Source organism: Clostridia bacterium, from assembly GCA_028698525.1.
Taxonomy (GTDB): domain Bacteria; phylum Bacillota; class Clostridia; order JAQVDB01; family JAQVDB01; genus JAQVDB01.
Genome location: JAQVDB010000013.1, coordinates 1 through 14,400 on the forward strand (window position 1 = coordinate 1; position 14,400 = coordinate 14,400).

The 14,400-nt window shown below is 38.6% G+C and carries 18 protein-coding genes; all 18 read left to right on the plus strand.

Going from position 1 to position 14,400, the window contains the following annotated elements:
• Positions 1–396 (plus strand): GntP family permease (locus PHP06_02935; GenBank protein ID MDD3839504.1); only part of this gene is annotated, 396 nt, incomplete at its 5' end.
• Positions 397–500: 104 nt separating this feature from the next.
• On the plus strand, positions 501–1,631 hold the full coding sequence (locus PHP06_02940; protein ID MDD3839505.1) for a glycerate kinase: 1,131 nt from the start codon (positions 501–503) through the stop codon (positions 1,629–1,631).
• 162 nt (positions 1,632–1,793) lie between these two features.
• Entirely contained in the window at positions 1,794–2,012 is a 219-nt protein-coding gene (gene rpmE, locus PHP06_02945; GenBank protein ID MDD3839506.1) for a 50S ribosomal protein L31, read from the plus strand.
• Between the two features lie 144 nt (positions 2,013–2,156).
• Positions 2,157–3,095, plus strand: a complete 939-nt coding sequence (locus tag PHP06_02950) for a DUF1385 domain-containing protein (protein MDD3839507.1) — start codon at positions 2,157–2,159, stop codon at positions 3,093–3,095.
• The gene (prmC, locus tag PHP06_02955) at positions 3,085–3,954 is read left to right on the plus strand and encodes a peptide chain release factor N(5)-glutamine methyltransferase (GenBank protein MDD3839508.1); all 870 of its coding nucleotides are present in this window, start codon (positions 3,085–3,087) and stop codon (positions 3,952–3,954) included. Before PHP06_02950 ends, prmC begins: the two co-directional genes overlap by 11 nt.
• A 511-nt stretch (positions 3,955–4,465) precedes the next feature.
• Positions 4,466–5,236 carry an Mrp/NBP35 family ATP-binding protein gene (locus PHP06_02960; protein MDD3839509.1) on the plus strand — a complete coding sequence of 257 codons (771 nt, stop codon included), beginning with the start codon at positions 4,466–4,468 and terminating at the stop codon, positions 5,234–5,236.
• Positions 5,237–5,249: 13 nt separating this feature from the next.
• Positions 5,250–5,606, plus strand: coding sequence for a NifB/NifX family molybdenum-iron cluster-binding protein (locus tag PHP06_02965; protein MDD3839510.1), 357 nt, complete (start codon positions 5,250–5,252; stop codon positions 5,604–5,606).
• On the plus strand, positions 5,563–6,069 hold the full coding sequence (locus PHP06_02970) for a DUF134 domain-containing protein (GenBank protein ID MDD3839511.1): 507 nt from the start codon (positions 5,563–5,565) through the stop codon (positions 6,067–6,069). Before PHP06_02965 ends, PHP06_02970 begins: the two co-directional genes overlap by 44 nt.
• A gap of 276 nt (positions 6,070–6,345) precedes the next feature.
• Positions 6,346–7,413: a peptide chain release factor 1 gene (gene prfA / locus PHP06_02975; GenBank protein MDD3839512.1), complete on the plus strand. Its 1,068-nt coding sequence runs from the start codon at positions 6,346–6,348 to the stop codon at positions 7,411–7,413.
• 38 nt (positions 7,414–7,451) lie between these two features.
• The gene (locus tag PHP06_02980; protein ID MDD3839513.1) at positions 7,452–7,829 is read left to right on the plus strand and encodes a P-II family nitrogen regulator; all 378 of its coding nucleotides are present in this window, start codon (positions 7,452–7,454) and stop codon (positions 7,827–7,829) included.
• 39 nt (positions 7,830–7,868) lie between these two features.
• Positions 7,869–8,279 carry a P-II family nitrogen regulator gene (locus PHP06_02985; GenBank protein MDD3839514.1) on the plus strand — a complete coding sequence of 137 codons (411 nt, stop codon included), beginning with the start codon at positions 7,869–7,871 and terminating at the stop codon, positions 8,277–8,279.
• Positions 8,280–8,358: 79 nt separating this feature from the next.
• Complete coding sequence (locus PHP06_02990) at positions 8,359–9,105, plus strand: ZIP family metal transporter (GenBank protein ID MDD3839515.1); 747 nt, start codon at positions 8,359–8,361, stop codon at positions 9,103–9,105.
• 31 nt (positions 9,106–9,136) lie between these two features.
• Positions 9,137–10,195, plus strand: a complete 1,059-nt coding sequence (locus PHP06_02995) for an L-threonylcarbamoyladenylate synthase (GenBank protein MDD3839516.1) — start codon at positions 9,137–9,139, stop codon at positions 10,193–10,195.
• Positions 10,196–10,212: 17 nt separating this feature from the next.
• Positions 10,213–10,911, plus strand: a complete 699-nt coding sequence (locus PHP06_03000) for a protein tyrosine phosphatase (protein MDD3839517.1) — start codon at positions 10,213–10,215, stop codon at positions 10,909–10,911.
• Between the two features lie 73 nt (positions 10,912–10,984).
• On the plus strand, positions 10,985–11,419 hold the full coding sequence (gene rpiB, locus PHP06_03005; GenBank protein MDD3839518.1) for a ribose 5-phosphate isomerase B: 435 nt from the start codon (positions 10,985–10,987) through the stop codon (positions 11,417–11,419).
• A 20-nt stretch (positions 11,420–11,439) separates the two neighbouring features.
• Complete coding sequence (upp, locus tag PHP06_03010; GenBank protein ID MDD3839519.1) at positions 11,440–12,069, plus strand: uracil phosphoribosyltransferase; 630 nt, start codon at positions 11,440–11,442, stop codon at positions 12,067–12,069.
• A gap of 132 nt (positions 12,070–12,201) precedes the next feature.
• Entirely contained in the window at positions 12,202–13,050 is an 849-nt protein-coding gene (locus PHP06_03015; protein ID MDD3839520.1) for an ATP-binding protein, read from the plus strand.
• The gene (locus PHP06_03020; protein MDD3839521.1) at positions 13,028–13,888 is read left to right on the plus strand and encodes an ATP-binding protein; all 861 of its coding nucleotides are present in this window, start codon (positions 13,028–13,030) and stop codon (positions 13,886–13,888) included. The genes PHP06_03015 and PHP06_03020 overlap by 23 nt, the downstream gene beginning before the upstream one ends.
• Positions 13,889–14,400 lie beyond the last annotated feature (512 nt).

Below are 14,400 nucleotides of genomic sequence, written 5' to 3' on the forward strand. Positions count from 1 at the left end.
TTAGGTGCTATGCTTCGTGAATTGCCTATAGCAGATGCCTTGAGCAATTCATTGTTACAACACAATATGGGTATATTTCTCCCCTTCTTGATAGCCATGTTGCTGAAAACGGCTATGGGAGCATCCACTGTTGCTATGATTGTTACATCAGCTATGGTTGCACCCTTGATGCCTGCTTTGGGGATGACCACTGAATTTGCAAAGGTATTGGTATTATTGGCTATCGGTGCAGGATCTATGACTGTATCCCACGCAAATGATAGTTATTTCTGGGTAGTATCCCAATTTTCAGACATGGATACTGGTACTGCCTATAAGTGTCAAACAGGTGTTACCTTGATACAGGGTTTAGTGACTATAGTGATCGTTTCAATACTGACGATGATTTTTGTTTAGATACAACACAGACACAAGGGGACGGTTCTTCTGTGTTGTAATAACTAACAACACAAAAGGATCGTCCCCTTGTGTTAAAACTGGTACATGAGGAGGGTGGACAATTGAAAAAGATAGTGATAGCATCTGATTCGTTCAAAGGGACAATGTCTTCTGTAGAGGTTTGTAAAATTATTCAAAAGGGCATCCATAACATACGTCCGGATATTAAAACTATAATAGTTCCGATAGCTGACGGAGGGGAAGGGACGGTTGAAGCATATTTAGCTGCTATTGGAGGTACCAGAATAGATTTAAAGGTAAAAGATCCCTTGTTTAGAGAGATAGACTCTTTTTATGCTATTTTGCCTGACAAAAAAACTGCTGTTATTGAGATGGCTGCAGCTTCAGGGCTTCCCTTGGTAGAAGAGGAGAAAAACCCTTGTAAGACAACTACGTATGGGACAGGACAGCTTGTGTTAGACGCCCTTAACCGAGGGTGTACAAAAATTATCTTGGGGATAGGGGGAAGCGCTACAAATGACGGAGGCATTGGATTTGCAGCAGCCCTTGGGGTAAAATTCTTGGACGAGGATAATAATCCCGTACCATTAAATGGTGAGGGACTCGCACAATTACAACACATAGATATATCACAACGAGATAAAAGATTGGATAGTTGTGAGATCATAGTGGCCTGTGATGTTGATAATCCCCTATATGGTGAAAATGGTGCTGCCTATATTTTCGCCCCTCAAAAGGGAGCGGATGGAGATATGGTTAAATATTTGGATGATAACTTAAAACATTATGCAGGAATTATTCATAAGGAACTGGGAATTAGAGTGCATAAGATACCGGGCGGTGGCGCTGCCGGGGGTCTCGGAGCTGGACTTATGGCCTTTGCTTCTGCAAAACTACAGTCGGGAATCAAGACAATTTTAGATACGGTGAATTTTGATGAAATTATTTGTGAGGCTGATTTGATTATAACCGGAGAAGGCAAAATAGATGGACAGAGTTTAAGAGGCAAGGTACCCATAGGGATCGGTGAAAGAGCACTTGCCAGCAATATACCTGCAGTGGCTATTGTAGGAGATATAGGAGACGATATTGAAATGGTGTATAAAAAGGGTATCAATGCTGTGTTCAGTATAAATAGGTTGGCAATCCCCTTTGAAAAAGCCAGACTGCGCTCCAAAATCGATCTACTAAAAACGGTGGAAACATTGATGCGATTTTCACTTGTTTTCTAATTAATTTCTTTGCCTATTTCTTTTAGCATATTGACATAACAAATAAAAATGCACCTGTTGGACAATATTTCTTGAACTCGATTTTTGTATGTGTTATAATCTAATAGTTAATAAGCTAATATATGTGATTTGATATAGATAAATACGAAAGAGGTGATATCAGTGAAAGAAGCAATACATCCAAAATACTATGAGGATGCCGAGGTAAGGTGTGCTTGTGGCAATACATTTAAGACAGGTTCAACCAATAAAGAATTGAAAGTAGAGATTTGCTCTAAATGTCACCCGTTCTTTACAGGCAAGCAAAAATTCGTTGATTCAGGCGGACGTGTTGATAAATTCAAGAAAAAGTATGGACTTACTGACGAAGATATTAAATAATGATAAAGACTGGAGTTTAAATGAAATGCTTCAGTCTTTATTTTTTTGTATACTGAAATTGAGTTTACAGTTTGTTTTGTATACCTTATAATTATTTATATAATTGCCCTGGTATAAATAAATAGTTATGAAAGAGGGAATATTATGAAGAAGACTACAACGGGGGGTCAGGCGGTTATAGAAGGAGTTATGATGAAAAACTCCAAAAGGATGGCTATAGCAGTACGCAGACCGGATGATCAAATAGAAATTATGCGGGAGAATATAGTGCCTATATCAAAGAGATATAAAATTTTTAGCATTCCTATTTTTAGGGGTATGGCTGCCTTTGTAGAGGCTCTTACTACCGGCATAAAATCTCTAACTGCCTCTGCAGAGATGTATGGAGAAGAAATAGAGCAAGAACAGCCTTCTAAATTTGAGAAGTTTTTAGCTGAAAAAACCGGGAAAGATATTGATGATATAGTTATGGTCGTTTCTGTAGTTATAGCTTTATTTTTATCAGTTTTTCTATTCATAATAATACCTACATTTGCTGCAAACTTTTTAAAGGATAAGGTAGGTAGCGAGGTATTATTAAATTTAGTTGAAGGTGTTTTGAGAATTGCTATATTCTTGATATATGTATTCTCTATATCTAGGCTCAAGGATATACAGAGGGTATTTGAATACCATGGGGCAGAGCATAAAGTGATACATTGTTATGAGCACGAAAAAGAGCTTACAGTGGAAAATGCGAGGCAGTTCACCACTTTGCACCCAAGGTGTGGGACAAACTTTCTTTTAATAGTTATGGTGATCAGTATTCTGTTATTTTCTCTATTAGGGTGGAAAGATATATTCTACAGGATAATCACCAGAATATTGTTGATGCCCATAGTAGCAGGATTATCCTATGAAGTGATAAGATGGGCAGGAAAGTCGGATTCCAAATTCGTAAAAGCATTGGTCTATCCCGGACTCATGTTGCAGAAGCTTACCACCAGAGAGCCTGATGATAAACAATTGGAAGTAGCCATAGAAGCGTTCAACAACGTAGAGTTTGTAGGAACTGGAGAGGAGTTGCCTTCCAGTGAAAAGTAGTACAATAATGGCTGTGCTGAGAAACGCTGAGAAAAAGCTTGCTGAAAATGGAGTACAAAACCCTAGGTTGGATGCTCAAATCATGTTGTCAAGGGTATTGGATAAACAAACGATATATCTTTATATAAACAGGGATAAAGTCCTCAGTGATGAGGAGTTATCCCTTTATAATTGTATGTTAACCCGCAGGATTAGGGGAGAACCTGTCCAATATATAATAGGCCAACGAGAGTTTATGTCTCTGGACTTTGAAGTAAAATCCGGTGTGTTAATACCTAGGCCTGATACAGAGATATTGGTTGAAGAAATAATCCGGTTGTCAAAAAAAATTTTGCAAACAAAACCCAATATAACAATTGCAGACATAGGTACCGGAAGCGGTGCTATTGCTGTAAGCCTTGCAAAATATATCTATAATGCAAAAATTTATGCTACTGATATCAGCGAAAAGGCTTTGGAGGTTGCAAAAAGCAACGCAAGAAAGCATGGGGTGGATACTAGCATAGATTTTATCAAAACAAGCCTTTTGTCCGGATTGGAGGGTAAAGGTTTGGACATAATAGTATCTAATCCTCCATATATACCATCTGCACAAATTGCAAAGTTGCAGAGGGAAGTTAAAGATTTTGAGCCGGTAGAGGCACTTGATGGAGGGCGAGACGGGCTGGATTTTTACAGACTGATAACCGAAAAAGCTCCCCGATGCTTGGGAGATAGGGGTATATTGGTTTTTGAGGTAGGATACGGTCAGAGCCGAGATGTAGAAAATATTATTCTAAATACAGGTTATTTTAAAGATATACGTATTCTAAAAGACCTTGCGTCTATCGATAGAGTAGTTATTTCCACTGTCGGATAATTATTCAGATAAATAGTTGACAGACAGTGATATACAGGAATATAATTATATTGAGCATATGCCAACAAGCTGGCCTTATACGACACAAGGGGACGGTCCTTCTGTGTCGTATGTAACAGTAACTGCCCACGGGAATTGTATGCAAGATCATTTATGAGCAATTCATTAACCTTGCATACAATTTCCTGTCTGGAGTATTAACCGAAGCTTTCAAAAGGGAGTATATAATACCCGGAAATGCGACTTAATGTGCCATACTATACATTCAGTATTTATATAATATAGTGTGGCAGAGATATGCCGTATTTATGAATATGACAGCAACTATGCACGGAACATATATATAGAAGGACGGTTCATGAGCAATTCACTAACCTTCTATATATATGTACCCGGTACTGCTGTATTTACAAATATAATAACAAATATGTATGTAACACTTGCGCATGATGTTTATTAATTTTTAAAATTGATTACCTATATTACACATAGCCGGAGGTGCAGTATTGTTATGGAAAATGATATAAAAAACGTGGTAGCAGTGATGAGTGGAAAAGGAGGAGTAGGTAAATCCTCTATTACTGGAATGCTTGCGGTATCTCTTGCAGATAAAGGATACAAAGTAGGTATTTTAGATGGGGATATTACAGGTCCAAGCATACCTAAAATATTTGGATTAAGCGATAAAAGGGCAACAAGGGGAGAACAGGGATATCTCCCTGTAAGCACAGTAAAAGGTATAAAGGTATTGTCTATAAATTTGATGTTGGAAGATGAGGATACCCCAGTTATCTGGCGAGGCCCACTGATAGCAGGTGTAGTCAAACAATTTTGGGAAGAGACTGAATGGGGCCAACTGGATTATCTTTTGATAGACCTTCCTCCCGGAACAGGAGATGTACCCCTCACAGTTATGCAGTCTATGCCTGTAAATGGATTAGTCATTGTGTCTTCCCCACAAGACTTAGTTTCCATCATAGTCAGGAAGGCAGTAAATATGTCTAAACAGATGAATATACCTATCACAGGCATAGTTGAAAATTTGGCTTATGTTATGTGTCCTGACTGTGGTACAAGGATAAATATATTTGGGGAAAGCCATTTGGAGTCAATATCAAAAGAAAATGATATAGAAGTATTAGGTCGACTGCCTGTTGATTTGGAATTTGTAAAACTTTGCGATGAAGGCAAAATAGAGCTTGTTAGCCAAGTAAATCCTGACTTTTTCAAACAAGTGGCAGATAATTTCCTCGGAAATACAAAAATAATGTCAAAAAATTAAGGGGGAGTTATAAATGAATATCGCTATAGCAGTTAAAGATGGAAAAGTGGCACAGCACTTTGGCCATTGCGATGCTTTTAAAGTATTTGATATAGAACGGGGCAATATAGTAGGGACTAAAATTTTGCAAAATCCTGGACACAAGCCCGGTTTTTTGCCCAACTTTTTAGGGGATAAGGGTATAGACTGTATAATATCAGGAGGAATGGGTGCTAGTGCACTGGAAATATTCAGACAGCGAGGCATAGATGTAATAACGGGCGCTTGTGGAGATGTAGATGATGTGGCAAATGGCTATATAAAAGGTGCTTTAAAACCCGGGGAGAATGTATGCCACGAAAACAAAGGTGATAAAAGTGGCCAGGCCTAAAAAATGGAGACGAGTGGAATTCTTTCCTGAAACCAGGCATTTTATCCCTACAGGCATACCGGAAAAAAGCATGGATGAAAACATACTAAAGGTAGAGGAACTGGAGGCATTAAGGCTTAAAGATTTAGAGGGTATGGATCAACAGGCTTGTGCAGAAAAAATGAACGTTTCCAGGCAGACCTTTCAACGCATATTAAACTCTGCAAGGATCAAGACAGCTGATAGCCTTGTAAACGGGAAAGCGATAATCATCCGAGGCGGCAATTTTACAAAAAACATATGTAACATAGTATGTCGAGACTGTGGCAATACGTGGAAGGATAGTTATGAGAACTACCAAAAAGTTTTCACGGGAGAATATCAATGCCCTGAATGCAATTCTACAAATATTACATGCTGTATGGGCAGGAGGGATAGTTTTTGTAGAAAGAGGTGTAGACACAGGGGGAATATGCAGCCATAAAAAATATATAGTTTTGATAGAAAATACTCCTTTTATTAGGAGTATATTTTTTGTTTAAATGTATTGATGGGTTCTATACATATGTTCTTGTTGAGTAGCTTAACCAAGTTTTTTGAGGGTATATATTATATTTAAGATAAAGTTTTAAACAAGATATATTATAAGGAAAATTGTATGAAAATAAATCAATGTGCTTAACAATTACGAATTTTATGTTAAAATAACGTTGTGATATAATAATTGATTATGTGAAAAATTGATCGGGGTGAAATAAATTTGCTAGATAAATTAGAATTGATCGAAAAAAGATATCAAGAACTGAGCAGAAAAATATCGGATCCTGAAATCATTGCAAATAATAATCAGTGGACAATATTAGTTAAAGAACATGCGGAATTGGAATCGATAGTGACTGAATATAGAAAATATAGTGATATTTGTAAGCAGATTCAAGAAGCGGAAGAAATGCTGGAGCAAGAAGATGAAAGAGACTTTATAGAGATGGTGGAAGGCGAATTGAAACAGCTGAATGAGGATAAAGCCAGAATGCAACAGCAGTTGAAATTGATGTTGATTCCTAAAGATGAAAATGATGAAAAGAACGTTGTAATTGAGATCAGAGGGGGTGCAGGGGGAGACGAGGCTGCGCTGTTTGCAGCTGATCTGTACAGGATGTACTTTCGCTATACAGAGCGTAAAGGATGGAAGACTGAAATAATGAGTTCCAACTATACAGAAATAGGAGGAATTAAGGAAATAATATTCGTGATAGAAGGTAAAGGTGCATACAGCAGATTAAAGTATGAAAGTGGTGTGCATAGAGTGCAGAGAATACCTACTACAGAATCTGGAGGAAGGATTCATACATCTACTGTAACAGTAGCTGTGCTTCCGGAGGCTGAGGATGTAGATATACAGATAAATCCTAATGATTTGAGAATTGACGTGTTCAGATCTTCAGGACACGGAGGACAGAGTGTAAATACCACAGACTCTGCTGTAAGAATAACCCATATGCCCACAGGTGTTGTCGTAACATGTCAGGATGAAAAGTCCCAGCTGAAAAACAAGGAGAAGGCTATGCGTGTATTAAAGGCCAGATTGCTCGATAATATGCAACAGGAAAAAGATGCGGAACTGGCTCAAGCTAGGAAAATACAGGTAGGCACTGGAGATAGAAGTGAGAGGATAAGGACATATAATTTTCCTCAAGGTAGAGTAACAGAACATCGTATAGGGCTGACTGTATATAAGCTGGAGGCTTTTTTGGATGGAGACATTGATGAGGTGGTAGATGCACTGACAGCTGCAGAACAGGAGAAAAAGTTGAAAGCGATAGAGTGAGCTCATGATTGAAGAGAATGTCCGGGAGGTGAAAATTATTGTACGGACTTTTTATAGTATTAAATGATTTGGATAAACTTAAACCTATAGTCAAAAAGATGAGAGAGATGGGAGTTACAGGTGCGACTATAATGGATAGTATAGGAGCAGGGCAGGCTAGAAAAGCATTAAAAAAGAGCAAATCCTTCCTCATGAATTTGGTACAATCCTTGGAAGATGGAACGTTAAAAAACAAGACTATTTTTTCAGTTGTGGAGAGAGAAGAAGATGTAGACAAGATTATGGATGCAGTAGAAGAAATAATGGGAGGAGACATGAAAAAGCCCGATTCAGGTATAATGTTTTGCATACCTGTTTTAAAACAGAGGGGCGGAAATTTTGATAGCCTTGTGCAGAGAAAAGAAGTTGTAGACTAATCAAAATGATTTTGATATGAATGAGAGGAATGGTAGAACATGTATGTTCTGTTTGTAGTGTTGAATGAAACGGAATATCTGAGAAGTGTATTGGATGCATTTAAAAAGACAGGTATAAGGGGAGCAACAGTAATAGATTCAATAGGAGCAGGTCAAATAGCCAAAAGCGATTTGTTCGATGTGCCTTTGGTAGGCGGTTTGATGAATACGTTGGATAGCGATTCTTCTTATAACAAGACGATATTTTCAGTAATAGAAAAAGAAGAACAAGTGGAAAAAGTAATGGACGCTATAGAAGAAGCCTTAGGAGGAGACATGAGAAAACCGGGATCAGGCATAATGTTTTGTTTGCCTGTGGTAAAAATAAGAGGCGGAGAACTTGAGAGACATATAGAAAAGAGAAAAAATAAAGAGGTCATAGAAAAAGAATATAAAAGCGAATATTATTAACAGGCAAAGTTCCCTAATCAGGAATACAATGTTTTTGTTTAGAATAAACTGTTAACAGATTTATCCTGAAGAGGGGAGAATGCTATTGGAAAGTCTGTTAGTGGTGACCATCATAGGATTAGTTACAGGGATGGTGGGTACAGGGTTAGGGGGAATGACTGCTTTGTGCTTGATATCCCCTTCCAAAAGGCTGGTAAGCACCTTGTTAGGTTTTGCCGGAGGGCTGATGCTGTCCGTGGTATGTTTTGACCTATTACCCGAGGCGTTTAAGATTGCCCATACAGGATACAGTATTTTAGGGATAATACTAGGGGTGTCCATTATAGTATTTTTGGATGAAGTCATGTATAGAATAAGAAGGAAAAAGGGCATATATAAAGGTAAAGACTATATAAAGATGGGTATGTTGATGGGAATAGGTATAGCTATACATAATTTTCCGGAAGGGTTGGCTATAGGTTCAGGTTTTAGCGCTGCTGATAAGTTGGGTTTTAGCCTAAGCCTTGTGATAGCTTTACACAATATCCCGGAAGGACTGGCTATGGCAACACCTATGAGAATAGGTGGTATGTCAAGAGCAAAGATTTTGTTCAGCACTATAGTAGCGGGAATACCTATGGGTATAGGAGCTTTTATAGGTGTACTGCTGGGAGGTATATCCAATATTTTCATATCAATTTGTCTGGGTTTTGCTGCCGGGGCAATGCTGTATATAACCTGTAGTGAATTGATACCGGAATCTCAAAGCCTATATAGCGGGCGTGCCTCCGGTTTTGGTATAATAATAGGTGTAGTAATAGGAATGATAATATCAGTAGTTATATAAAGTGTTATACTTAGTAAATGGGAGGATGTACATGAAATACGATACACAGATGATAAAGGTGGACCCTGACAGGCCTGAACCGGAGCACATATCTAAAGCTGCCTTGTTGATAGGCCAGGGTGAAGTGGTTGCCTTTCCTACAGAGACGGTATATGGCCTTGGTGCCAATGCACTGGATGAACAAGCTGTTCAAAGGATATTTCAAGCTAAAGGCAGACCGTCAGACAACCCTTTAATAGTGCACATATCAGATAAAAAAGATATATATAAACTGGCTAGAGAGGTGCCCCAACATACTGAAAGGATAGTACGAGTATTTTGGCCGGGACCTCTTACTTTTGTTTTGAAGAAATCCAAATTGATTCCTGATTCAGTGACGGGAGGGCTGGACAGTGTGGCAATAAGGATGCCTTCTCATCCAGTTGCCCATGAAATAATAAAGACCTGTCGCTTACCTATCGCCGCGCCTAGCGCAAATATTTCCGGACGCCCTAGTCCCACTACTGCACAGCACGTGCTGGAGGATATGCGGGGTAAGATACCTTTGATCATTGACGGAGGTAAATGTGATGTAGGATTGGAATCCACTGTGTTGGATATGACAGGGGATGTTCCTGAAATATTGAGGCCGGGAGGTATTACCCCGGAACAGCTGAAAAGAGTGTTAGGACAGGTCAAAATAAATCAATCAGTTTTATCCAGGTTGGATCAGGACAAGCCTGTCAAATCTCCAGGTATGAAATACAAGCATTATTCTCCCCGAGCGAAGGTTATAATAATAAGCGGAGAGCTGGAAAAATTAATACCCTATATAAATCACGAAGCATTTAAATATCAAACACAGGAAATAAAGGTTGGAATAATGGCAACCGAGCAGACTAAAAATAGATATAAATATGGTACTGTAATAGCGTCAGGGGATAGAGATAAACCGGAGACTATAGCAGCCAATCTATTTGATGTGTTTAGAAAATTCGACGATCTAGGAATGGATATTATATTAGCAGAGGCTGTGAGCACCGATGAAATTGGACTTGCAATAATGAACAGAATGGGAAGGGCTGCGGCATTTAATATAATAAAAATATGATTGTGGGAGGAATTAAGTTGAAAACCATTTTGTTTGTGTGTACCGGCAATACTTGCAGAAGCAGTATGGCAGAGGCTTTATTTAGAGATATGTTTGTTCAGGCCGGGAAAGATACCCAAGGCATACAAGTGGTATCAGCCGGAATATCTGCTGTTCCAGGGGAAAAGGCTTCACCACAGGCCATATGTGTGATGAAAGAGATGGGAATCGATATATCGGAACATAGGTCAACAAAACTGACAAAGAGGCTGGTGGACAGGGCAGATTTGATATTTACAATGACTATGGCACATAAAGATAATGTGCTGAGGGTATATCCGGAAGCTGAGGGTAAGGTATTCACTTTAAAAGAATATGCAAATGGATCTTTGGACATGAGAAAGTTAAATAAAGAATTAGATCAGGCATATTTTGATATACAACAAAAAAACAAAAAGATCGCCAAAGAATTTGAGCAGAGATTGGCTCAGTTGAGAGACCAAAAGAAAGAACTTCAAAATAAGATCAAGGACATAGACAATCAGATAAAAGATCTGAAAGATGAATTCAATGAATATACTGTTGAAGAGCTGGAATGTGTGGATTTACTCTACAAGAGATTGGAAGATGTAGATATAGCCGATCCTTTTGGGCAGCCTTTACATACTTACAGAAAATGTGCCGTTGAAATAAAGGGTAGTATAGAGAAAATATTGGAGAAAATAAAAAACAACTAAACTTTATTTACGGATGCTTTGATTTTCTGATAATATATATAGGGAGACTTTAAAAAGGAAAGGGTGATTTTTTATGATAGCCATTGGGAGCGATCATGCAGGTTTTAAACTGAAGGAAGACATAAAGGAATTCCTAGAAGAAAAAGGTTACGATTTTAAGGATTACGGCACATTTTCCGAAGAATCCATGGATTATCCTGACGTAGCTGCACAAGTGGCAAGATCTGTTGCCGGGGGAGAATGCGAAAAAGGCATCATTATCTGTGGTACAGGAATTGGCGTATCCATGGTAGCGAATAAAATAAAAGGTGTAAGGGCTGCACTTTGCGGAGACTGTTTTTCTGCACAGGCTTCCAGGCAGCACAATAATGCGAATGTATTGACTATGGGAGAACGAGTAACAGGTCCCGGATTGGCAAGGCAAATAGTGGAAATTTGGCTTACCACAGAATTTGAAGGGGGAAGACATAAGAGGAGAGTGGATAAAATATCCGCCCTTGAAAAGTAAGATTTTAGGAGGTTATAGAATTGTCAAAACTTACTATAATAGATCATCCATTGGTTCAGCACAAGATCACGCTTATCAGGGACAAAGATACTGGGGCAAAAGATTTCAGAGAGCTGGTGGAAGAGGTTTCCATGCTCATGGCATATGAGGTCACAAGAGATTTAACTTTAGAGGTAGTGGAAGTGGAAACTCCTGTTGCTGTAGCAAAATCAAAAGTTATATCAGGTAAAAAGCTGGGCATAGTACCTATATTGAGAGCAGGGCTGGGTATGGTAGGCGGGATGTTGAAACTGATACCTGCTGCTAAAGTGGGACATATAGGGCTATATAGAGACCCTGAAACATTAGAGCCTGTAGAATATTATTGTAAACTACCTGAAGATATACAGGATAGAGAACTCATCATAGTTGATCCTATGCTTGCTACCGGTGGTTCTGCCACAGCCGGTATCAGTTTTTTAAAGAAAAAAGGAGCGAAAAATATAAAGTTAGTATGTCTAATCGCAGCTCCTGAAGGTATTGAGAGAGTACAGAAGGAACATGATGATGTGGACATCTTTGTTGCGGCGGTAGATGAAAAACTAAATGAACATGCATATATAATACCGGGATTAGGTGACGCCGGTGACAGATTGTTCGGAACTAAATAGTTGATAAAAGCAGTTCGCCATGCGAGCTGTTTTTTTATGCAAAAAATTTCAGCAAACAATTTGACATATCGGAGGAATAAATATAGAATAAGTTATGGGCATAAGCCAATAATATAGATGGGAGGTTGAGAGATGAAAATTGCTGTTTTAAGTGGAAAAGGAGGAACGGGCAAGACAACTGTTGCTGCCAGTTTAGCTTCTGTTATAGAAAATTGTCAATATGTTGATTGTGATGTGGAAGAGCCAAACGGCGCAGTGTTTATAAAGCCTGATTTAAAAAGGCGATATGATGTTGAGGTTTTAGTGCCTCAGGTGAATGAGCAAAACTGTGATGGCTGTGGTAAATGTGCTGAAACCTGTCAGTTTAATGCAATCGCCGTGGTAAAAGGTAAAGTATTGATATTTCCTGAAATATGTCATCACTGTGGAGCGTGTGTGCTTGCTTGTCCAAACAGTGCTATTGAGGAGAAAAAAAGAACGATAGGTATTATTGAAACCGATGAACAAGAAAAGTTTATTCAGGGCAAATTGAATATAGGGGAACCTATATCTATTCCTATAATAACAGATATAAAAAACAGACTTAACTCTGATGTGCCTACAATAATCGATTGCTCTCCCGGTGCATCCTGTGTTGTTGTAAATTCTATAGAGGGGTGCGATTATTGTATTCTTGTTACAGAGCCTACGCCATTTGGATTGCATGATTTAAAAATTGCCGTGCAACTTGTGGAAAAGATGGGGATTCCCTATGGCGTAGTCATAAACAAGGCTGATCAGAAGGATGAAAGCATACATTCATTTTGCAAACAAAAAGATATAAAAATACTGATGGAAATACCATTTTCTAAAGAAACAGCCCAGATGTATTCCAAGGGCATACTTCCCGTTGAGAGTGATAAACGATGGGCGAAAAAATTTAAGGAATTATTTGATAGTGTGAAGGAGGGTGTAAGCGGTGAAACAGATAGCATTTATTAGTGGAAAAGGTGGAACTGGCAAGAGCACTTTGGTTTCATCCCTGAGCATTTTAGTTAAGGATAAAATGCTTGCCGATTGTGACGTGGAAGCAGCTAACCTTCACATACTATTACAGGGAAATCTATTGGAGAAAAATGATTATTATGGAGCAAAGCAGGCTGTAATAAATAATTCCATATGTATGGAATGCGGTTTGTGTAGAAAGGCTTGCAGATTCGATGCTATAAGTCCTGACTATCAGGTGATGGAGTTGAAATGTGAGGGATGTGGAGCATGTGAGGTAGTTTGTCCGGTTCAGGCTATACACCTTGAAAAAGTTAAGACAGGGGAAACGTTTGTTTCTCAAACAGAAAGAGGCATATTTTCACATGCTTTGCTGGATATAGGTGCAGAGGGATCAGGTAGGCTGGTGACAGAGGTGAGAAAAAATATAGCCGCCTATAAAAAAGATGAAAAATGGTTGTTGATAGATGGTTCTCCAGGTATAGGATGTGTAGTAATAGCATCGATAACAGGTACCGATGCTGTAGTGGTAGTGACCGAACCTACGAAAACTGGGTTGAGTGATTTGGAAAGAATTTTAAAGGTTGCACAACACTTTAAAATTCCCGCCTTTGTATGTATAAATAAACATGATTTAAACAAGGACGTTACATCACAGATTGAAGATTACTGCGACAAAAACGGTTGTCCCGTCATAGGTAAAATCCCCTTTGACCCATCTATAGTAGAGGCATTGAGAGAATTTAAAACCCCTGTTGAAGCGGGAAATGAAAAAATAACCGATGAGATAATCAATATGTGGGGCAGGTTGGTAGAATATATAACAAAGATTTAGCAATCTCGGGAGCATATAATACCCTCCGTGCTCCGCAATCTAGCGCATTATATTATATAAATACTGAATGTATAATGCGCTACATTAGTCGCATCTCCGGGTATTATATACTCCCTTTACAAAGTTTTGTTTAAATATCCAACAGGAACATATATAGAAAGTTAGCAAATTGCTCATAAATATTTGGCTAAAAAGACTTGATGAACGTTTTTCTATATATATGTTCCGTGGGTATATGCTGTGATAACTGTGGTTTCAGCAGTACCGGGTTTATATGATACCTTTCGTGCTCCGCAATCTGCCGCACTATATTATATAAAATACTGAATGTATAGTGTGGCACATTAAGTCGCAGCTACAGGTATCATATGAACCCTTTAGAAGGTTTTGGTTAATACTCCAGGCAGGGAATTGTATGCAAGGTTAGCGAATTGCTTATAAATATTTGTCTAATAGCTGCTGTTATAGCTGTTATATCAAGCATAGGGTACATATAATACCCTCCGTGCTCC